Raw genomic sequence first — 21292 nt, forward strand, 5'->3', positions numbered from 1 at the left:
TTTGGTGCTAACTGACTCTCCACTTATCTAGGCTACCACAGCTTTCGCGTTTGTTAAGCCCCTTTTTTCACTTTTTTTGGCTTCAAAGCATGTTTTTTTGTTATTTAGCTACTTTTTAACCACTTCAAAGCCCTTTACAGGTCTCTCTAAGGCTAATTCAAGCACTTCATCCACCCATCTAACTGGATGAATTTTAAGATCCGCAATGACATTCGCAGGAATTTCTTCTAGGTCGCGCTCATTTTCTTTAGGAATAAGAACAACTTTTATACCACCGCGATGTGCCGCAAGTAACTTTTCTTTTAGGCCACCAATAGGAAGCACTTCGCCGCGAAGGGTAATTTCACCCGTCATCGCCACATCACTTTTAACTGGATTACCAGTTAAACTTGAAACGAGCGCTGTACACATTGCAGCACCTGCCGAAGGACCATCTTTAGGTGTTGCTCCTTCAGGTACGTGAACATGAATATCACGTTTCTCGTAAAAGTCAGCATTAATGCCTAATTGTTCAGCTCGAGCTCTTACAACAGTCATAGCTGCTTGAATTGACTCTTGCATCACATCACCAAGTGATCCGGTATAAGCAAGTTTGCCTTTACCTGACACAGATGTGGCTTCAATCGTTAGCAAATCACCGCCAACCTGAGTCCACGCAAGACCTGTCACCTGACCAATTTGGTTATTTGACTCTGCTTTACCGTAATCAAAGCGCTGCACGCCCAAGAATGACTTCAAGTTGTCTTGATTCACTTCGACAGTCTTAACTGACTTGTCTAATAAAATCATTTTAACGACTTTACGACACACTTTAGACAGCTCACGTTCTAATGAACGCACACCAGCTTCACGAGTGTAATAACGGATCATGCCAATAATGGCACTGTCGTCGATATTGATTTCTTTAGGCTTAAGACCGTTACGCTCAACTTGCTTTGTCAGCAAATGCTTTTTAGCGATGTTAAGTTTTTCATCTTCGGTATAACCCGATAAACGAATCACTTCCATACGATCTAATAACGGTCCAGGAATATCCATTGAATTCGATGTAGCCACAAACATGACATCAGATAAGTCGTAATCGACTTCTAAGTAATGGTCGTTAAATGCTGCATTTTGTTCAGGGTCAAGTACTTCAAGCAATGCTGACGACGGGTCGCCGCGCATGTCTGAGCTCATCTTATCGATTTCATCTAATAAGAATAATGGGTTTTTAACCCCCACTTTAGCCATTTTTTGAATCACTTTACCTGGCATTGAGCCAATGTAAGTTCGACGATGTCCACGGATTTCCGCTTCATCACGCACGCCACCTAAGGCAACGCGAACATACTTACGACCTGTTGCTTTAGCAATAGATTGACCCAATGAAGTTTTACCTACACCCGGAGGTCCAACTAAACACAGGATTGGTCCTTTAAGCTGTTTAACACGGCTTTGAACTGCTAGGTACTCAAGAATACGTTCTTTAACTTTTTCTAAACCATGGTGGTCAGTATCTAAAATTTCTTCAGCTTTAGATAAGTCACGCTTAATTTTAGAACGTTGGCTCCAAGGCACTGACGTCATCCAATCAACATAGCTTCTTACCACTGTTGCTTCTGCTGACATTGGTGACATCATTTTTAGCTTATTAAGCTCAGCTTCTGCTTTTTCTTTCGCTTCAGCTGGCATTTTAGCTTCTTCAATCTTGCGACCGAGTACTTCAAACTCGTCTTGACCTTCATCAAGGTCGCCAAGCTCTTTTTGAATGGCTTTCATTTGCTCATTCAAATAGTACTCACGCTGGCTTTTTTCCATCTGCTTTTTAACACGGCCACGGATACGCTTCTCAACTTGTAATAAGTCAATCTCGCCTTCCATCATCGCCATTAAATATTCAAGACGTTCGCCAACGTTGATCATTTCCAGTACTGACTGTTTATCTTCTAACTTAAGCGGCATATGAGCAGCCATTGTGTCAGCAAGACGCGCAGCTTCTTCAATACCGGTTAATGAAGTCAGTACTTCAGGTGGGATTTTTTTGTTTAGCTTAATGTAACCTTCAAACTGGCTGATAGCGCTACGTACTAGCACCTCTTCTTCTTTTTCAGCAAGTTGTTCAGATTCTAAGTATTGGGCTGTGGCGACGAAGAATTCTTCTTCTTGGGTGTATTTGTCAACTTTAGCGCGTTGACCACCTTCGACCAATACTTTAACCGTGCCGTCAGGCAATTTAAGTAATTGTAAAATTGACGCTACTGTACCAATTTCGAAAATATCGTCTTTTGTTGGTTCGTCTAAATCAGCTTCTTTCTGTGCGACCAATAAAATTTGTTTATCTTGTTCCATTGCCGATTCTAAACATCGAATTGATTTCTCTCGTCCGACGAATAACGGAATTACCATATGGGGATAAACCACTACATCTCGAAGTGGCAGCACGGGGAGTTCGATATGCGCTTCACGCTCTTGGGTCATAGTTCGATTCCGTTTGATGAATGGATTTTATAATCAGTATATTGGGATGTTTCTTGAAGTTTCAATGCTTAATACGAAAAAAGGAGCCCAATGGACTCCTTATTTTTCATAAACTGCTAAAAGCGGCTATTTATTGTTCGCCACCAGCCACTTGGCTGTCAGTGTTTTCATAAATCAAGATAGGTGCAGACTCACCTTTCACTACTGATTCATCAACAACGGCTTTTATCACACCTTCTACTGAAGGAATGTCATACATGGTATCTAATAAGATATCTTCGATGATAGAACGTAAGCCACGAGCACCTGTTTTACGCGTCATTGCTTTATGAGCAATGGCTTTAAGTGCATCTTCACGGAACTCAAGTTCAACCTCTTCCATCTCAAACAATGCGCCATACTGCTTAGTCAGTGCATTTTTAGGTTGAGATAAAATTTGTACCAATGCGGCTTCATCTAACTCAGTTAGGGTAGCAACAACCGGTAAACGGCCAATAAACTCAGGGATTAAACCAAACTTGATTAAATCTTCTGGTTCAACTTTACCAAGCGTTTGTGAAATCGTCGTTTTATCAGCTTCGCCTTTAACTTCAGCGCCAAAGCCAATACCAGTACCTGTTAGTCCACGTTGCTCAATCACTTTCTCAAGCCCAGCAAACGCACCACCACAGATAAATAAGATTTTAGAGGTATCTACCTGTAAAAACTCTTGCTGTGGATGCTTACGACCACCTTGAGGTGGAACCGAAGCAACAGTACCTTCAATCAATTTCAATAATGCCTGCTGAACACCCTCACCTGACACGTCACGTGTAATTGATGGGTTATCAGATTTACGGCTAATTTTATCGATTTCATCAATATAAACGATGCCACGTTCAGCTTTCTCAACGTCGTAGTCACATTTTTGAAGAAGCTTTTGAATAATGTTTTCAACATCTTCACCAACATAACCAGCTTCGGTTAATGTTGTCGCATCAGCCATAGTAAATGGCACATCTAAAGAACGTGCTAACGTTTCAGCCAATAACGTTTTACCACTACCGGTTGGACCGATTAGCAAAATGTTACTTTTACCTAATTCAACACCTTCAATCGGTGTGCCATTACGCAAACGTTTATAGTGGTTATATACCGCCACCGACAAGACTTTTTTAGCCTGGTTTTGGCCAATAACATAATCATCAAGATGAGTACGCAATTCGTGCGGCGTCGGTAACTTATCATGATCGCGCTTAGGCGATATTTCTTTAATTTCTTCGCGAATGATGTCATTACACAGCTCGACACACTCGTCACAAACATATACTGAAGGTCCAGCGATTAGCTTTCTAACTTCATGTTGGCTTTTTCCGCAAAAAGAGCAGTACAGTAGTTTGCCACTGTCACCGGTACTTTTATTATCGCCCATTACCCTACCTCTGTTGCAGCCTGTTCACTGTTTTCAAGAAACCATCTGTGCATTTATTCACCTACACAGGAACAGTCAAATATTTTTTATACGCTATTCATCACAGAATAGCGTACTCAGGCCTAAAGATCAGCTACGCTTTTCAAAAACTGAATCAACTAAACCATAATCAGCAGCTTCTTGAGCACTCATAAAGTTATCACGGTCAGTATCACGCTCGATAACATCTAATGGCTGGCCTGTATGTTCAGCTAACATTTCATTCAATTTATTCTTAATGCCTAAGATTTCTTGAGCATGAATAGCGATGTCAGATGCTTGTCCTTGGAAACCACCAAGTGGTTGATGGATCATCACACGTGAATTAGGCAGACAATGACGTTTACCTTCAGCACCACCCGCTAATAAGAATGCACCCATGCTACAAGCTTGGCCAATACATACTGTGCTTACATTAGGCTTAATGAATTGCATCGTGTCGTAAATTGCCATACCAGCAGTAACAGAGCCGCCAGGTGAATTGATATAAATTGAGATATCTTTATCTGGGCTTTCTGATTCTAGGAACAATAATTGCGCCACGATCAAATTAGCCATGTGTTCTTCCACTTGGCCAACCAAGAAAATTACTCGCTCTTTTAATAAACGAGAGTAAATATCATATGAACGCTCACCTTTAGCCGTTTGTTCAACAACCATAGGTACAAGAGCATTGAGTACAGATTCTGGCGCTTTATGCATTTTATGCTTCCCTAAAATAAAAATGGCTCGTATGAGGAACCTCATACGAGCCATTAAATGGCGATCCGCCAATCAAGTCAAGCGAAGGTTACGCTTTACCTGTTGCCTTGTTCATAAATTCTTCAAAAGCGACTTCTTTTGGCGTAACTTTTGATGATTTTAATAGAACTTCAACAGCTTGCTCTTCAAGCGCTACGTTGCGCATGTTTTGCATAAGCTCTTTGTTGCCATTGTAGTATTCAACAACTTCACTTGGATCTTCATAAGCAGAAGCCATTGAAGCAATAAGACCTTGAACACGTTCGTCTTCAGCTTGAAGTTCGTTAGTTTTGATTACTTCACCTAAAAGTAGACCTACTTTAACACGACGCTCAGCTTGTTCAGTGAACAAATCAGCTGGAAGCTCAGGCATGTTTTCAGTTTGACCACCAAAGCGTTGCATAGCTTGTTGGCGAAGAACGTTAACTTCACCTTCTACTAATGCTTTAGGAATAGTGATTTCGTTTGCAGATAACAAACCTTCAATAACTTGCTCTTTAACATTTGCTTTAAGCGCTTGCTCAAGTTCACGAGTCATGTTTTTACGGATTTCAGCTTTAAGTGCTTCTAAGCCACCTTCAGCGATACCGAATAAAGAAGCGAACTCATCGTTAACTTCTGGTAGTTCTGCAGCTTGAACTTCAGTAAGAGTAATAACGAACTTAGCCGCTTTACCTTTTAAGTTTTCAGCATGGTAATCTTCAGGGAATGTCACTTCGATTTCGAATTCATCACCTGCTTTATGACCAATAACACCAGCTTCGAAGCCAGGGATCATGCGATTGCTACCAAGCTCTAGTTCGAAATCATCAGCTTTTCCGCCTTCGAATTCTTCACCGTCAACTGAACCTACGAAGTTCATTTTAGCTTTGTTACCTTCTTCAGCAGCAGTTTCAACTACAGCGAATGTAGCGTGTTGCTTGCGAAGAGTTTCAATCATAGTGTCAACGTCAGCGTCGTTAACTTCAGCTTGTGGCTGTTCAACTTCGATTGCATCTAAACCAGTTAATTCAACTTCTGGGTAGATTTCGAAAGTCGCTACGAATACGTAGTTTTCACCTTCAGCTTCGCCTGGTGCGAAAACTGGAGCGCCAGCTGGGTTTAATTTCTCAGCCATGATAGCTTCGATGAAGTTGCGTTGCATAACTTCACCAGTAACGTCTTGACGGATTGCTGCGCCGTAACGTTGATTGATCACAGATACTGGTACTTTACCTGGACGGAAACCTGAAATCTTTGCACGTTTCGCTTCACGTAATAAGTTGTCTTTAACTAATTTCTCAATTTGTTCAGCAGGAACAGAAATTGTTAGGCGACGTTCTAGGCCTTGAGTTGTTTCAACAGAAACTTGCATTGTTTTACCTCGAAATATGTCTGACGTCCTTTGTAATAGTCGAAACCTCAACTATTAAATATTCGTTTCTTGATTATTAATGTTTTCTAATAAAAGTGCGATACAGCAGCTTTTCAGCGCCATTACCCGTAGTAATTCGTATTAGATATTTATCAAGACGCGACATTATAGCGACGGTTTACGGCTGAGTCGAGTGTGAAAACGGGGTTATATGGGGATTTTAGACATAAAAAAAGCGACCTAAGGTCGCTTTCTCTACAATCGTGCATTTTTAGTGCAAAATTTGGGGTGACTGATGGGGCTCGAACCCACGACAACCGGAATCACAATCCGGGGCTCTACCAACTGAGCTACAATCACCATAATTTGGTACGCCACTCAGGATTCGAACCTGAGACCCACGCCTTAGAAGGGCGTTGCTCTATCCAGCTGAGCTAGTGGCGCATGGTTTACAAATCTAATCTGAATAACCAGCTGTCACAATTAATTGATTTGGTGTTCAATTAATGTTTCAAGCTTATTCGCAAAACATTCGCTTTACAAATATAAAATTGGTCGGTGATAGAGGATTCGAACCTCTGACCCTCTCGTCCCAAACGAGATGCGCTACCGGGCTGCGCTAATCACCGAGATGTCTTCAACAGTAGTTTTAAGTTAATACTTAACGGCTTATCTGTGAGAACGGAGCGCATATTAACGAGTCACTTTACTATCGTCAACGATTTTTTTTGCAATCTGGTTCAGCTGCTGTTTTTACAAACAAAAAATTCTGTTTTTAATAAATCGTTTAGCCAATAATCATGACATGCCTATGGCTGACTGGTAGAATACGCCTCGTTAAAAATCACCTCAATCGCGCCATATAAAGGAAACTATACACTCATGACTGCCCAAAATATTGATGGCAAAGCGATAGCTCAATCTATTAGAACCTCACTAAAAGAAAAAGTATTGGCACGTAAAGCAGCTGGTAAGCGTGTTCCAGGTCTAGCAGTGATTCTAGTTGGCGCAGATGCCGCCTCACAAGTATACGTTGGCAGCAAACGCCGCGCATGTGAAGAAGTTGGCTTTGAGTCGTATTCATATGACCTTGAAACCACAACAACTGAAGCTGAATTATTAGCATTAATTGATCAATGTAATGAAGACCCAAAAATCGATGGCATCTTAGTACAATTACCTTTACCTGATCATATTGAAGACTCAAAGGTCATCGAGCGCATCAGACCAGACAAAGATGTCGATGGTTTCCATCCTTATAATGTTGGAAGATTAGCCCAGCGCATCCCTGTACTACGTTCATGTACGCCAAAAGGGATTATTACCCTCATCAAGTCAACAGGTATTGATACCTATGGACTTGATGCCACTATCGTTGGCGCATCTAATATTGTTGGTCGTCCAATGACGTTAGAGTTATTGCTAGCAGGCTGTACAACCACAACATGTCATCGCTTTACTCAAAATCTTGAACAAAAAGTTCGTCAAGCTGATTTACTCGTGGTTGCAGTAGGTAAACCTGGCTTTATTCCTGGTGATTGGATTAAGCCTGGCGCTATTGTGATTGATGTGGGTATTAACCGCCTTGAAAGTGGTCAACTTGTTGGTGATGTTGAATTTGACATTGCAGCCGAGAGAGCGGCATTCATTACCCCGGTACCAGGCGGTGTAGGCCCAATGACTATTGCAAGCTTACTTGAAAACACCTTGTATGCTGCAGAGCAATACCACGACTAATTAAACTCATATAGTGATATTAAGTTTTCATAAGTATTTAAGCTGAATATCAAGCGAAAATGAAACAAAAAAGCCTGCACATTTGCAGGCTTTTTATTTGATTAAGATAACAACTGAGTAAGCAGAGTTTTACTATACTGAATAAAATTCAGCTGAGTTAATCACTCTACCCTAATCGCTTCTTATGACTTTTTACGCCAAGTCGTGCCTTCTTCGCCATCTTCTAAGACAACGTTTAGTGCATTCAATCTATCGCGCGCGGCATCAGCAGCAGGCCAGTCCTTTTCAGCACGAGCGCGATTACGCTCAACGATTAACGCTTCAATTTCTGCAACTTCGTCATCGCTGCCTTCACCTTGGAAGAAAGCATCAACATCACGATTGATTAAACCTAAAACCTCCGTCAATGATTTAAGACTGACACCGAGTGCGCTTGCTTGTGCCATATCGATTAGTTTCAAACGGTTAATCTCGCGCACCATTTCGAAAATAACAGAATAAGCTTCTGGAGTATTAAAATCATCATCCATTGCTGTTTTAAACTTAGCAATAAAGGCTTCTGCAGGCGCAGCAGCAACTGATAAGTCTAACCCCTTAAGTGAGGTATAAATTCTCTCTAGGGCTGACTTAGCTTGCTTCAAATTATCTTCTGAATAATTTAACTGGCTGCGGTAATGACCTGAAAGCAAGAAATAACGAACCGTTTCAGGATCGTAATGCGCTAATACATCACGAATGGTAAAGAAGTTACCTAATGATTTAGACATTTTCTCTTTATCGACCATGACCATGCCAGTATGCATCCAGTAGTTCACATATTCTGAACCGTGTGCACAGCATGATTGTGCAATCTCATTTTCATGATGTGGGAACTGTAAATCGCTACCGCCGCCATGAATATCAAAATGCTCGCCTAAATGCTTGCTGTTCATTGCTGAACATTCAATGTGCCAACCAGGACGACCAGGACCCCATGGTGATTCCCAAGTTGGTTCACCAGGTTTAGACATTTTCCACAACACGAAATCCATAGGGTCACGTTTAGTGTCTTCTACTTCAACACGTGCGCCAGCTTGTAGTTGTTCAAGGTTTTGACCAGACAAACGACCATATTCAGAGAACGAAGACACACTGAACAGCACATCACCGCTTTCAGATACATAGGCATGATCTTTAGCAATGAGTGTTTGCACCATTTCAATGATTTCTTCGATGTGCAGCGTCGCTCTTGGCTCAAAGTCAGGACGCATCATATTTAATGAGTCAAAATCATTGTGCATTTCGCCAATTAATCGCTCAGTTAATGAATCACAACTTTCGTTATTTTCTGCGGCACGCTTAATAATTTTATCGTCAACGTCAGTGATGTTACGTAGGTAATTCACGTCAAAACCACTGTAACGCAAATAACGAACAATCATATCGAAAGAAACAAAAGTACGACCATGACCAATGTGACATAAATCATATATGGTGATACCACATACATACATGCCAATCTTGCCTGGGTTAATCGGTTTAAATTCTTGCTTTTCACGACTCATACTATTGTAAATTTTCAACATCGATGGTTCTCTTTTACTCGTTTTGATACCAATATAATTGGATCAAAGTCTATCATGAGCAACACTGTTTTGAACACTGCACTTTAAGCCTCACGTTAGATAAGTTAGAATCGCGCAACAATTTTTATCTAGGTATTTAAATATGATCACTTTGCACACAAACATGGGCGATATTAAAATTGCTCTAAATGCTGAAAAAGCGCCTCTTACTGTTGAAAACTTCATCAAGTACGTTAAAGACGGATTTTATGACGGCACTGTTTTTCACCGCGTCATTGACGGGTTTATGGTTCAAGGTGGTGGATTTACTGAAGACATGGTTCAGAAAACACCTAACGCAGCTATCAAAAACGAAGCTAACAACGGTTTATCAAACAAAATCGGTACATTAGCAATGGCGCGTACTTCTGATCCACATTCAGCAACTGCACAATTCTTCATCAATGTTAGCGATAACACTTTCTTAGATCATAAAGCAGAAACTGGTCAAGGCTGGGGTTACTGTGTATTTGCTGAAGTCGTTGAAGGCTTAGACATCGTAGAGAAAATTAAAGGTGTTAGCACGGGTAACCGTGGTATGCATCAAGATGTGCCACTAGAAGCCGTGGTAATCAACAGTGCTAGCATTGCTGAATAAGCTATAGTGCACACTGTATTTATGGGCGATTTGCACTTAAGTGCCGATCGTCCTGATATCTCTCAAGCCTTTATTGACTACCTCAATTCAGATTTATCTGAAGTTGAAGCCATGTACATTATCGGTGATTTGTTTGAAGTGTGGACCAGCGATGATATTGCTGAGCCTTTTACTGATGACATTGCTACACATATCAAACAAGTGTCTAAGCGAATGCCTGTTTACTTTATTCATGGCAATCGTGATTTTATGATAGGTAAAGAATTTGCTGCCAAATCTGGTATGCAGTTATTACCTGAAATCAAAGTACTCGATTTATACGGCATCGAAACTGTAGTGTTACACGGTGACAGTTTATGCACCCTAGATAAGTCTTATCAACGTTTTCGTCGTTTTAGAAATTCAGCAATAGTTAAATGGATTTATTGCCACTTACCTAAATCTACTCGACAAAAAATTGCAGCAGACATTAGAACTAAAAGCCAAAGCGGCAATCAAGATAAAAGTTATGTCATCATGGATGTTGAGCAATCAGCAGTGGATACATTACTTGCCGATACCCATACCCAAAGAATGATCCACGGCCACACTCATCGCCCTGCTATTCATGAATTAGATGACAATAAACAACGTATTGTTGTTGGTGATTGGTACGATCAAGGTAGCATTTTGATTGTAAAAAAAGACAGTACTGAATTACAGCAACTGCCCTTTCCCGATAAAAAGTAATTAGCTCTAGTTGTTGAAAACTTTTATACCTAGCCAATCAATAAAAACACTAAGTTATCTTTCATAGTTAGCAATCCCACTCTTATTAAGCTATTGCCTTAAGGTTTAAACTGGCAAGCCACTATGAAACTTAAAATCCTCATCAGGAGATAAAATCAAATCTGCTTCTACAGTTGCAAAAAAAGCGACTCTTTCACTAATGTCTTTGCCTGAAATAGACTCTGCAAGTGATAAATAGTCTTGATAATGACGGGCTTCTGAGCGAAGTAAAGAGATATAAAATTTTTCTAAATCAGTATCAAGGTGTGGAGCTAGTTTTGCAAAACGTTCACACGATCTTGCTTCAATAAACGCTCCAATTATTAACTTATCAACTAATGCATCAGGCTCAAAAGTCTTAACATGCTTCATCATTCCCTTGGCATATCTGCCAGCTTCAAGTAGTTCATAAGGCACATTCTTTTTCTCCATCAACTCCATGACTTGGCAAAAATGATGCAACTCTTCTTTTATCAGCAACACCATTTTATCAACAAGGTCCTGCCCGTAGGGACAATTATCCCTTACGGTGACTTGCTTAGTGATGCTACTTTTGCCCTTTAAGCTCGCTAAATCACCGACGCGTTTGTAAGCAAACTCCTCATAAGGTTTTACCCACTGCGTCAGTCTACTCGCACTTTCTTTATCAACTGCATATTTACGAATCAGAAACATGGCGCTTTGGGCGGCTTTGAGTTCACAAAGTAAATGGTCTCGTAGAATAATGGATAAATTGTCAGGGTGACTTGCCTTTTCAATCCAACTATCAGGAGTCTCACACTTCAAAAAACGATAAATGGGCGCCAATAATTGCTGCATGTGATTTTAAACTTTTGTTAGGGTTTGAACGTATTTTACCTTCGTTGAGGATATTTCTACAGATAAAACACGATTAACCCTTGACGAATCGATGCTTATGTTCAATAAATAGTCTATACATCTTCGTAACAATAGTTGCAAAAGTTGTATTTCAATCTACTTAAATGGATGAACTTCGTAAGGGATGAAGTTACTACTCAATAAATGTCTAACGATATTGAGTAGATCTGGAGCTGATTAAGTCGATTGATATATGGGACTATGATCAGTTCGTCTGCAGTTTGGCGAGCTAATGTATGAATGCTAAACAAGGATAATAATAATTATGATACTAAATCACTTAATGGGGCTTTACACTCATCCGAAACAAGAGTGGAAAACAATTGAACGCAATCATGAGGCAGTTAAAAGCAGTCTCAGCCATATTTTATTAATCGCCTTAATTCCTGCTGTATGCAGTTTTATTGCGACAGCTTACATCGGTTGGCACCCTGCAAATGGTGAACCTCTATTTTTGACACCACAAAGTGCAATGTTTATGTCGGTAGGAATGTATTTCGGCCTTATCGGTGGTGTGATGGCGTTAGCATACTTATCTTTTTGGATGGCAAAAACCTTTGATGCATCACCAACATTTACCCAAGCATTAGAACTCGCCGCATATACTGCGACACCATTATTTATGGTTGGTATTTCGGTACTTTACCCTGTGCTTTGGTTTATTATGCTCGTTGGTTTAGCTGGCTTAGCCTACTCGGTTTATTTATTGTATGCGGGCGTGCCTATTATTATGAATATTCCTGAAGAAAAAGGATTCATTTACGCAAGCTCAGTCGTTACTGCAGGATTAGTTCTGCTAGTCGGGCTAATGGGAAGTAGTGTTATTTTATGGAGCCTTGGTTTTGGTCCTATGATGCAATAACTATTTTTAAACTATAATAAAAGGCGCTTACGCGCCTTTTTTAATGTGTTTTCATCTCGTTTTCACTAAATTCATTAAATTCATTAAATTCATTAAATTCATTAAATTCATTAAATAAAACCACTAATTTTGTCGCACTTACAATACGCTCAACTTTGTTCAAAAACCTGCAACAGCCTTTAGGATGAAATATGACCAAAAACACTTATCAAAAAATACTCTTTGTTGTAATACTCCTGATGAGCCTGTTTGCTATTAACTATTGGGTGAAGTCTTCACCATCAATACCAGCTGACCAACAAGATAAGTCTGAAAAACTTGTTTCTGAAACAAAAATCTCTACTAAAAGCTCTCACCCGCAGCAAGCTAAAGATATTAATTTGAATTCCTTAGATGAGCTTATAGCCTTATTTGATACCCTCAATTACAACACTGAAAGCTGGCAAGCAGGCGTCCGTGAAGTCCCAAGGCTGACCTTCGAGAATGTTAGCGAGAAATGGCAGCAGACTTCGAATGAGATACCAGTACAACTTAAAAAAATGGTTTTTTTTAGGCTTATGGCCCCGCTTATCCTCATTAGTAATGAAAACATCACAGCAGAAAGAGAAGTTGTCAAACTCGCTAAACTCGATGATGCTAAATTAACCGCTATAGCAAGAAAATACAGAGTCACTAGCGAAACTTTACAGTCAATAACCGAAGAGCAACGCCAACAACTTTTGAAGCGTGTTGATATCATGCCGCCTTCACTGGTACTAGCACAAGCAACAGAAGAAAGTGGCTGGGCAACATCAAGATTTACCGTAGAGGGTAATGCTTTCTTTGGCCAATGGGATTTCAGTGGTAATGGAATGATCCCTAAGCAACAACGAAAAGAGCTTGGTAACTATGGTTTAGCAAGATTTGATACCCCTCAAGCATCTGTTGAAGGCTATATGCTAAATATTAATACTAATGCTGCTTATATAAAGTTACGCGAGCTTAGAAGAGACTTAAGAGCTGATAAACAGCCAATAACAGGATTAGAGTTAGCTAACACCTTAGATAAATACTCTGAGCGTGGTCAAGCTTATATTGATGGTATTCAAGGGATGATCCGCTTCAATAAATTAGATCAAGTTGATGAGGCTTATTTAAGTGACGATGCTCCACTTCATTTAATATCAGCTAATCAATAAATTAATATTCAAGTGATGGAATGCCACCAAAAACAAAAATGCCAGAGTTTTTACTCTGGCATTTCTTTATCTAAACGAAAAGCTATAACACGTTCTTATGCAAAAGAATCGCGTAATGGAACTGTTAAGTTAAACACTAAATGTTCTTTTGAAGAGTCTTTACTGTCTGCACAGAAGTAGCCTTCACGCTCGAACTGGTAAGCTTTTTCAGCTTGTGCATTGACAAGACCCGCTTCAGCAACACCTTGTAATACCACTAATGATTCAGTGTTTATTACTTCATCTAGTGTTTCGAATGCTGCAGGAGTCGCTTCAGTAAACAAACGGTTATATAAACGAAACTCTGCAGTTTTAGCAGTTGAAGCTTCAACCCAATGAATCACACCTTTCACTTTACGACCATCACTTGGGTTCTTACCTAATGTTTCATTGTCATAAGTACAATAAACAGTAGTGACATTACCTTCGTCATCTTGGTCAAAACGTTCTGCTTTAATGACATAAGCGTTACGTAAACGTACTTCTTTACCTAATACTAAACGTTTGAAATGTTTGTTCGCTGACTCACGGAAATCTTCAGCATCAATAAATAACTCTTTACCGAATGCTAACTCGCGCGTTCCCATTTCTGGCTTATTAGGGTGCATTGGTGCATTAATGATTTCTGGTGATTCTGATGGATAATTCTCAATAATCACTTTAATCGGTTTTAGCACTGCCATTGCACGAGGTGCATTTTCGTTTAACTCTTCACGAATACATGCATCAAGAACGCCACCTTCAATTAAGTTCTCCTGCTTTGTCACGCCAATACGCTGACAAAACTCACGGATAGACGCCGGTGTATAACCTCTGCGACGTAATCCTGCAATAGTCGGCATGCGAGGATCATCCCAACCATTGACTAAGTTGCGAGTAACCAAATCATTTAGCTTACGCTTTGACATCATAGTGTATTCAAGATTCAATCTTGAAAATTCATACTGTCTGGTACGGTTTGGGACATTAAAATCATTTAAATGATCTAATACCCAATCATACAAACGACGATTGTCTTGGAACTCTAATGTACATAATGAGTGAGTGATATTTTCAATCGCATCAGAAATACAATGAGTAAAATCGTACATCGGGTAGATGCACCATTTGTCACCTGTTTGATGATGGTGGGCAAAACGAATACGATAAATCACAGGGTCACGCATACACATGAACGGTGAAGCCATATCGATTTTTGCACGAAGAGCACATTCACCTTCTTTGAATTCGCCTTTACGCATTTTTTCAAATAGCGCTAAGTTTTCTTCAACGGAAGTATCACGGTATGGGCTATTCTTACCAGGCTCTTTTAAAGTGCCACGATACTCGCGTGTCTCTTCTGCATTTAAGAAGCAAACATAAGCTAACCCTTTAGTGATCAACTCAACCGCATATTGATGCAGTTGATCAAAATAGTTAGACGAATAACGAATTTCACCAGACCAATCGAAACCTAACCAACGAACGTCATCTTGAATAGAATGAACATAGTCGATGTCTTCTTTTTCAGGATTCGTATCATCAAAGCGTAAGTTACACTGACCTTGATAATCCTTTGCAATACCAAAATTTAAACAAATAGACTTAGCATGACCAATATGTAAAAAACCATTTGGCTCAGGCGGGAATCGGGTTTGCACACTGTTGTGCTTACCACTTTTTAAGTCTTCATCAATGATATTACGTATGAAGTTACTTGGACGTACTTCGTTGTCCACTTGACTCATGGAGTTCCTCTTAGTGCACGATGGTAAAATTATATGACCTTCGATGATCCTACAGTTTTACGCGAGTTACAATGCCTGTTTGATAAAAATAATAGTCTAAAAACAAAAAACCAGCATTTATTAAAATGCTGGTTTTAAATTGAACATTAAAAAGCCTTATTCAGTGATAACTCTTACACCAGGAATAATTTGTTGGTTCTTTTTACCTTGTTTCTTAAGCCACATGTAATAGCCCACTAACGCAATAGTAAAGAACGAAATCCAACTTACCGACTGTACTGGGTGCTTAGCAATATTTGCTCCTTGATAAACAACCGTCGCACTGCCATAAGCTAAAGCAAAGGTCCATAAAGCAGCAAAGCGTGCCCACTTATTACCAAATTCATTTACTAGTGCACCCATAGCCGCTACACAAGGAGTATAGAGCAACACAAATAGTAAGTATGAAAACGCAGCGACCTTAGTTGTAAAACCAGCTTGAAGCGCACTAAAGGTTGAACGATCAACACCCTGCTCTTCTGCTGCTTCTTCAATATTTTCGACGTTACCTACATCCAATGACAATGGATCTTCTGGCGCAATACCAAATAAGTTTTCAGGAATTGTTGCTAGTGCTTCAGAAAAGCTTTCAGAAAGACTAGCGAGCTCTTCTTCACCATCAGCTGGATCTGAGTACAAGCTATTTAACGTTCCAACAACCGCTTCTTTAGCAAAGATACCTGTGATGATACCGACAGTTGCAGGCCAGTTTTCTTGTTCTACACCCATTGGCGAGAATAGTGGTGTTACTTTTTGACTTAACACACTTAAGACAGATTCTTTACTGTCTTCATGTCCAAAGCTGCCATCAGTACCAATAGCGTTAACAAAGTTAAGCAGAGTCACTACGATAACAATGGTTTTACCTGCACCTAAAATAAAGCTCTTAGTACGTTTTGTTGTACGAGAAAAAACAGCTCTAAGTTTTGGCATTTCATAGCTAGGCAGTTCCATTACAACTGCGCTGCTGCTGCCAGGTAATATTGTGCTTCGTAACAATAATCCCGTACCTACAGCGGCTAAAATACCGATGATATACAGTAAAAATACCAGGTTTTGTCCTGAATCAGGGAAAAATGCTGCAGCAAATAAAGCGTAGACAGGTAAACGCGCACCACAAGACATAAATGGAGCCATCATCCCAGTAACGATACGTTCTCTTTCACTACCTAATGTACGAGTTGCCATAATCGCGGGTACTGAACAACCAAAACCGACAATCATAGGAACAAAAGCTTTACCTGGTAAACCGATGCGACGCATCAAGCCATCAACAACGAATGCCGCTCTAGACATGTAACCAGAAGCTTCAAGCACTGAAAGTGCTAAAAATAGTGCCGCAATAACTGGAATGAATGTCGCGACAGTTTGAATACCTTGGCCGATACCACCAGCTAAAATGGTCACTAACCACACTGGAGAACCGATAGATTCAAGCATTGCACCAAATTGATCAACAAAAACAGCACCTGCTGCAATATCAAAGAAGTCAATAAAAGCACTACCTACGTTGATACTGAACATGAACATCAAGTACATCACGAATAGAAATACAGGTACACCTAGAACTGGATGGAGCAAAACTTTATCTAATTTATCGCTAGCACTCTCATGGCCTGCAACATTTACTGAACTATCAAATATCTTTTGAACAAAATCGAAACGAGTAGTCGCAACTAATACTTCGATATCTGTACCAGATTGCTCTGCGACTTGAGTACATTCATTCACAACATCTTTTAAGTTTGTACTATCACACTGACCACAACCATTACCATTACCTAACATGGCTAGTGCACGGCCGCGGCTTAAATCTGCTGAATGTTGCTGTAACGTTTTAACACCTGACTCGATACTTTCATCATAATCAAGCATCAATGGCGACTCAGTGATTTCGCCATTTAATAATCTTAAAACCTGATCTTGAACCCGTTTAACATCAGCTTCTTCTCTTGAACAAACCGCTATCACGGGACAGCCAAGCTCTTTACTCATTGACTCTAAATCAGTCGTGATTCCTAACTTTTTAGCTGCATCAATCTTATTTAAAACCACAACCATAGGAACGCCAAGTTCTCTAAGTTGCACAGTTAAATAAAGGTGCCTTTCTATATTAGTCGCATCAACTAAATTGATAATGCCATCAACTCGTTGCTCAGCAAGGTACTGCTGTGCTATTTGCTCATCTAAAGAACAGTCACAACTGTTACCAGCCGGCAGCAAGTCGTAAATACCCGGTAAGTCAGTTAGATGTACGTTAGTATTATCTAAAGTGAAGTAACCTGTTTTTTTCTCAACAGTTACACCTGACCAGTTACCAACTTGTTGATTCGAACCTGTTAATGCATTGAACAGAGTGGATTTACCCGCATTTGGGTTGCCTACTGTTACGCAATGGAATTCTTTAGTCATTTGTTACTACCACCTCAATAATATCCGCTAAATCACGGCGCATACATAAACGACTGCCACGTAACTCTAATTCAACACCAGAACCCATGGGAGCTCTGCGTAACATTCTGAACGCTGTATGAGGTGTAATCCCCATTGATAACAACTTACGCTTTACTGTTTGAGGTAAAGAAAGTTGACCGATTTCAGCAATCTTCGCCGAGTCTCCGGGATTAAGTTCACTGAGCTTCATTAGACATCCACCTTGCGTTCAAAAATATTTTATAAACTGATTTTATATGAGCCATTAACGCAATACTTTTACATAGATCATGTTTTGTAAGTGTAAACGAGAATAGTTTTCAATTGTATTGCCAATTATGTGATAAAAGTCCGCAATAAAATAGTGAATTTGCACTTTTAATTTGATAAGTGATTACTAAAACAGCTTAACCGAAACAGCTTGTTATGTTCGAATATCAGATTGCAGCAACCCAAATACATATTCATCAATGATTTGGTCGCCAATCATATGATTTGCTCTAAGCAAGCCTTCTTGAGTAAAACCGCTTTTAGCCATAACTTTGGCTGAACCTAAATTGTTGACTGCACAGTAACCGATAAACTTTTTGATATTAAACTGAAAAATCCCCCAATCAATTATCGCTTTTAGGCTTTCTGTTCCATAACCTAAACCTTGTTGCTTAGGAGATATCAAATAACCCACCTCAGCACGGTTCATCAATTCATTTTCACGGTAAAAGCCTGTAAGACCAACAAACTCCTGAGTTGAAACTGTCTCAATAATCAATGTCAGCCATTGGTTAGACTCATACTCCCAAGCTGCTAGTCTTTGATTAAATGTGTGTTTAATTTCAGTTTCTGAAGTCACTTCCCTGATATGCTTTAGTACTGATGGGTTAGAATTTAGTGCAAGTACATTAGGCCAATCTTTTTCTTGAACAGATCTAATCACAAGCCTATCCGTGTACAACTCGATCATTAAGTATCCCTCTATTAGAACAACAAGCTAATTACCGGTTTCAAAAAACAAAAAAGGCAGCCGAAGCTGCCTTCTTCAGTTGAGTATTAATCAACCGCGGCTTGTCACCTCAAGAAGATGATAACCAAATTGAGTTTTAACAGGACCTTGAACTTCATTTAACGGAGCGCTAAATACCACTTCATCAAACTCACGTACCATCATTCCTGGGCCGAATGAACCAAGTTCACCACCTTGCGCACCTGAAGGACAAGATGAGTTTGCTTTAGCTATTTCAGCAAAATCTGCACCGGCAATAATCTCTTGCTTCAATTGTTCACACTGCTCTTCTGAGCTAACTAAAAGGTGTCTTGCAGTTGCCTGTACCATGATGCACTCCTACTTTAAATAAATTATAACGCTTAAAAACTTTAGGGAGCATACTTTGCTCCCTAAAATTATAATAACAATCGCTAAGCTAACAGCTATTCGTTATTTTGCCAATTCAGATTCAATCCAACGAGCAATCTTTTTCTCCATAACCGCCATTGGTAATGAACCAGTGGTCAGTATTTGGTCATGAAACGCTTTTAAGTCGAACTTTTCTCCAAGTTTATCTTCGGCATCAGCTCTTAGCTTTAAAATAGTTAATTGACCAATTTTATATGATAGAGCCTGACCTGGAATGGCCATGTAACGTTCTACTTCAGCAATGATGTCAGATTCAGCCATAGGCGAGTTATCTTTCATATATTGAATTGCTTGTTCTCGGCTCCAACCTTTTGCATGTAAACCTGTATCTACAACCAAACGCATGGCACGAAGCATTTCATCAGATAACTTGCCAAAGTATTGATAAGGGTCTTTAAATAACCCCATTTCAATCCCTAAATACTCAGCGTATAACGCCCAACCTTCTTCAAATGCAGTATAACCTTGGAAACGTTGAAACTCGGGGATACCTGTTAATTCTTGTTTAATCGCAATTTGGAAGTGATGGCCAGGAGCCGCTTCATGCAAAGATAGTGTAGTCATTCCCCACTTAGGCTGTGCTTTAAGGTTGTAAGTATTGATATAGAACACACCCGGACGCGAACCGTCAACTGCCGGTGACTGATAAGAAGCCCCTGCAGCAGACTTTTCTCTAAAACTTTCAACAGGTTTAACAACATAATCTGCCTTAGGCATGATATTGAAATACTTAGGCAGTTCTTTATTGATATCATCTTTTAAAGCCATATAACCATCAATAAGCCCCTGTCTCTCGGTAAAGAAATATTGAGGTTCGCTGCCTAAAGATGCGAAAAATGCTGTTAAGTCACCTTCAAATTTAGCTTGTTCACGTACAGAATCCATTTCGGTTAAAATACGCTTAACTTCAGAAAGACCAATCTGATGAATTTCATCAACTGGCATAGTGGTTGTAGTGTGACTATTTGCTAGAGACTGATACCACTCTTTACCGTTCGGTAATCCCCACCAACCATCAGATGCTCGTGCATGTGGTAAATAGGTCTCCTTAAAGTAATTCCTAAGCTGTGTCAGTGCTGGCAATAACTCAGCATTGATCAACTCGCTATATTTATCAGTTAAAGCTGTTTTCTCTTCGGTACTAAAATCATCTGGGAATGAATTAATTGGAGCATAAAATAAGCTTTCATTTACCGATTTAACAAGTTGAGCATCAAGTTGTGGAATGATTCTTTCAACTAATACCTTTGGCAATACTACTTTACTTTTTATTCCCTCATCCATTCGAGCTTGTGCTAGAGAAGTCCACTGAATGAATCCTTTCAAACGACCAAGCCAATTTTGATAATCTTCAACTGTTTTGAAAGGTTGAGCACTTTCACCACTACCTAATTGGATCATGCTGATCACAGTACTATAAAATTGATTCATAGGAATAAAATGTTCAGGGTATGACTCTGCCACTAAATCCATATGGCGGTCGTAAATGAACATATCAAAACTAAGCTGTAGGTTTTCAGGTAATGCATCAACATCTAATGACTTAGCTTGCTTTAGGTAACGTGAATTAAGTTCGTGACGTTGTTTAAGATATTCTTCAGTTAAAGCCCCACCAAATTGGTCATTATAATCATTGACGCCAACATATGTTGCATAGATAGGCTCTAAAGCAAGAACATCTTTAAAGTAATTATCTGCCATTTCATTATAGATATCAGCTGCACTTTTCTTGGTTACAACTTCTGAAGACACAGCCGAATTGGCTTGTTTAGTTGAGGCTGTAGTTTGAGGTTCGCTGCAAGCTTGTAATAACAAAAGCGAGGTGATTGAGACTGCTAGTATGGTTTTTTGCATATTATTTCCCTATGTTGGCACAAGTGAACAGTGCCGTAATCTTTTAGTCTTTCTTTGTAATTATTATTGGCAATATATAAAATTTTTGATGTTGGTGGTTAGTAAAAATTTGTAACTGAGAATAACAAATATAAGTTGATAATTGTTATTTGAATATC

Annotated in this window: 17 protein-coding genes and 3 tRNA genes; 5 read left to right on the forward strand and 15 right to left on the reverse strand. The window is 39.6% G+C overall.

The window, feature by feature from the left end:
* Window positions 1–108: 108 nt before the first annotated feature.
* The 7 genes from lon to AC0L4E_RS11275 form a co-directional block, all read right to left on the reverse strand.
* On the reverse strand, window positions 109–2460 hold the full coding sequence (gene lon / locus AC0L4E_RS11245; RefSeq protein WP_473679251.1) for an endopeptidase La: 2352 nt from the start codon (window positions 2458–2460) through the stop codon (window positions 109–111).
* 130 nt (window positions 2461–2590) lie between these two features.
* A complete protein-coding gene (gene clpX, locus AC0L4E_RS11250) occupies window positions 2591–3871 on the reverse strand; it encodes an ATP-dependent protease ATP-binding subunit ClpX (protein ID WP_473679252.1) in 1281 nt (426 codons plus the stop codon).
* Window positions 3872–4000: 129 nt separating this feature from the next.
* Window positions 4001–4612 carry an ATP-dependent Clp endopeptidase proteolytic subunit ClpP gene (gene clpP, locus AC0L4E_RS11255; RefSeq protein ID WP_153916032.1) on the reverse strand — a complete coding sequence of 204 codons (612 nt, stop codon included), beginning with the start codon at window positions 4610–4612 and terminating at the stop codon, window positions 4001–4003.
* Between the two features lie 88 nt (window positions 4613–4700).
* On the reverse strand, window positions 4701–6005 hold the full coding sequence (gene tig, locus AC0L4E_RS11260) for a trigger factor (RefSeq protein WP_473679253.1): 1305 nt from the start codon (window positions 6003–6005) through the stop codon (window positions 4701–4703).
* Window positions 6006–6289: 284 nt separating this feature from the next.
* Window positions 6290–6365 (reverse strand) — tRNA-His (locus tag AC0L4E_RS11265).
* A 7-nt stretch (window positions 6366–6372) separates the two neighbouring features.
* Window positions 6373–6449, reverse strand: a tRNA-Arg gene (locus tag AC0L4E_RS11270).
* A gap of 108 nt (window positions 6450–6557) precedes the next feature.
* Window positions 6558–6634: transfer RNA gene (locus AC0L4E_RS11275), tRNA-Pro, on the reverse strand.
* Window positions 6635–6887: 253 nt separating this feature from the next.
* Between AC0L4E_RS11275 and folD the strand changes: the two genes are divergently transcribed.
* Window positions 6888–7742: a bifunctional methylenetetrahydrofolate dehydrogenase/methenyltetrahydrofolate cyclohydrolase FolD gene (gene folD, locus AC0L4E_RS11280; RefSeq protein WP_473679254.1), complete on the forward strand. Its 855-nt coding sequence runs from the start codon at window positions 6888–6890 to the stop codon at window positions 7740–7742.
* Window positions 7743–7924: 182 nt separating this feature from the next.
* Here folD and cysS read toward each other — a convergent pair whose 3' ends face one another.
* Window positions 7925–9307, reverse strand: a complete 1383-nt coding sequence (gene cysS / locus AC0L4E_RS11285; RefSeq protein WP_473679255.1) for a cysteine--tRNA ligase — start codon at window positions 9305–9307, stop codon at window positions 7925–7927.
* A 142-nt stretch (window positions 9308–9449) separates the two neighbouring features.
* On the opposite strand from cysS, the gene AC0L4E_RS11290 reads away from it, so the two are divergent.
* Both AC0L4E_RS11290 and AC0L4E_RS11295 read left to right on the forward strand, forming a co-directional pair.
* Window positions 9450–9944, forward strand: a complete 495-nt coding sequence (locus AC0L4E_RS11290) for a peptidylprolyl isomerase (protein ID WP_220755472.1) — start codon at window positions 9450–9452, stop codon at window positions 9942–9944.
* Between the two features lie 6 nt (window positions 9945–9950).
* On the forward strand, window positions 9951–10673 hold the full coding sequence (locus AC0L4E_RS11295) for a UDP-2,3-diacylglucosamine diphosphatase (protein ID WP_473679256.1): 723 nt from the start codon (window positions 9951–9953) through the stop codon (window positions 10671–10673).
* A gap of 105 nt (window positions 10674–10778) precedes the next feature.
* On the opposite strand, the gene miaE is transcribed toward AC0L4E_RS11295, so the two are convergent.
* Window positions 10779–11531, reverse strand: a complete 753-nt coding sequence (miaE, locus tag AC0L4E_RS11300; protein WP_473679257.1) for a tRNA isopentenyl-2-thiomethyl-A-37 hydroxylase MiaE — start codon at window positions 11529–11531, stop codon at window positions 10779–10781.
* A 325-nt stretch (window positions 11532–11856) separates the two neighbouring features.
* Here miaE and AC0L4E_RS11305 point away from each other — a divergent pair, with 325 nt between their 5' ends.
* Window positions 11857–12453, forward strand: coding sequence for a Yip1 family protein (locus tag AC0L4E_RS11305; RefSeq protein ID WP_473679258.1), 597 nt, complete (start codon window positions 11857–11859; stop codon window positions 12451–12453).
* Between the two features lie 191 nt (window positions 12454–12644).
* Window positions 12645–13631, forward strand: coding sequence for a glucosaminidase domain-containing protein (locus AC0L4E_RS11310; protein WP_473679259.1), 987 nt, complete (start codon window positions 12645–12647; stop codon window positions 13629–13631).
* 95 nt (window positions 13632–13726) lie between these two features.
* On the opposite strand, the gene glnS is transcribed toward AC0L4E_RS11310, so the two are convergent.
* From glnS to AC0L4E_RS11340, 6 genes are all read right to left on the reverse strand, one after another.
* Window positions 13727–15397, reverse strand: coding sequence for a glutamine--tRNA ligase (gene glnS / locus AC0L4E_RS11315; RefSeq protein ID WP_473679260.1), 1671 nt, complete (start codon window positions 15395–15397; stop codon window positions 13727–13729).
* 156 nt (window positions 15398–15553) lie between these two features.
* Entirely contained in the window at window positions 15554–17848 is a 2295-nt protein-coding gene (gene feoB, locus AC0L4E_RS11320) for a Fe(2+) transporter permease subunit FeoB (RefSeq protein WP_473679261.1), read from the reverse strand.
* Window positions 17841–18080 (reverse strand): FeoA family protein, encoded by a 240-nt coding sequence (locus AC0L4E_RS11325; RefSeq protein WP_220755543.1) that lies wholly within the window; start codon window positions 18078–18080, stop codon window positions 17841–17843. Before AC0L4E_RS11325 ends, feoB begins: the two co-directional genes overlap by 8 nt.
* A gap of 213 nt (window positions 18081–18293) precedes the next feature.
* A complete protein-coding gene (locus tag AC0L4E_RS11330) occupies window positions 18294–18803 on the reverse strand; it encodes a GNAT family N-acetyltransferase (RefSeq protein WP_473679262.1) in 510 nt (169 codons plus the stop codon).
* 117 nt (window positions 18804–18920) lie between these two features.
* Entirely contained in the window at window positions 18921–19199 is a 279-nt protein-coding gene (locus AC0L4E_RS11335) for a peptidylprolyl isomerase (RefSeq protein ID WP_473679263.1), read from the reverse strand.
* Window positions 19200–19301: 102 nt separating this feature from the next.
* Window positions 19302–21134, reverse strand: a complete 1833-nt coding sequence (locus tag AC0L4E_RS11340) for a DUF885 domain-containing protein (RefSeq protein ID WP_473679264.1) — start codon at window positions 21132–21134, stop codon at window positions 19302–19304.
* Window positions 21135–21292: the final 158 nt, after the last annotated feature.

The organism is Shewanella sp. GJ50-10, from assembly GCF_055808815.1.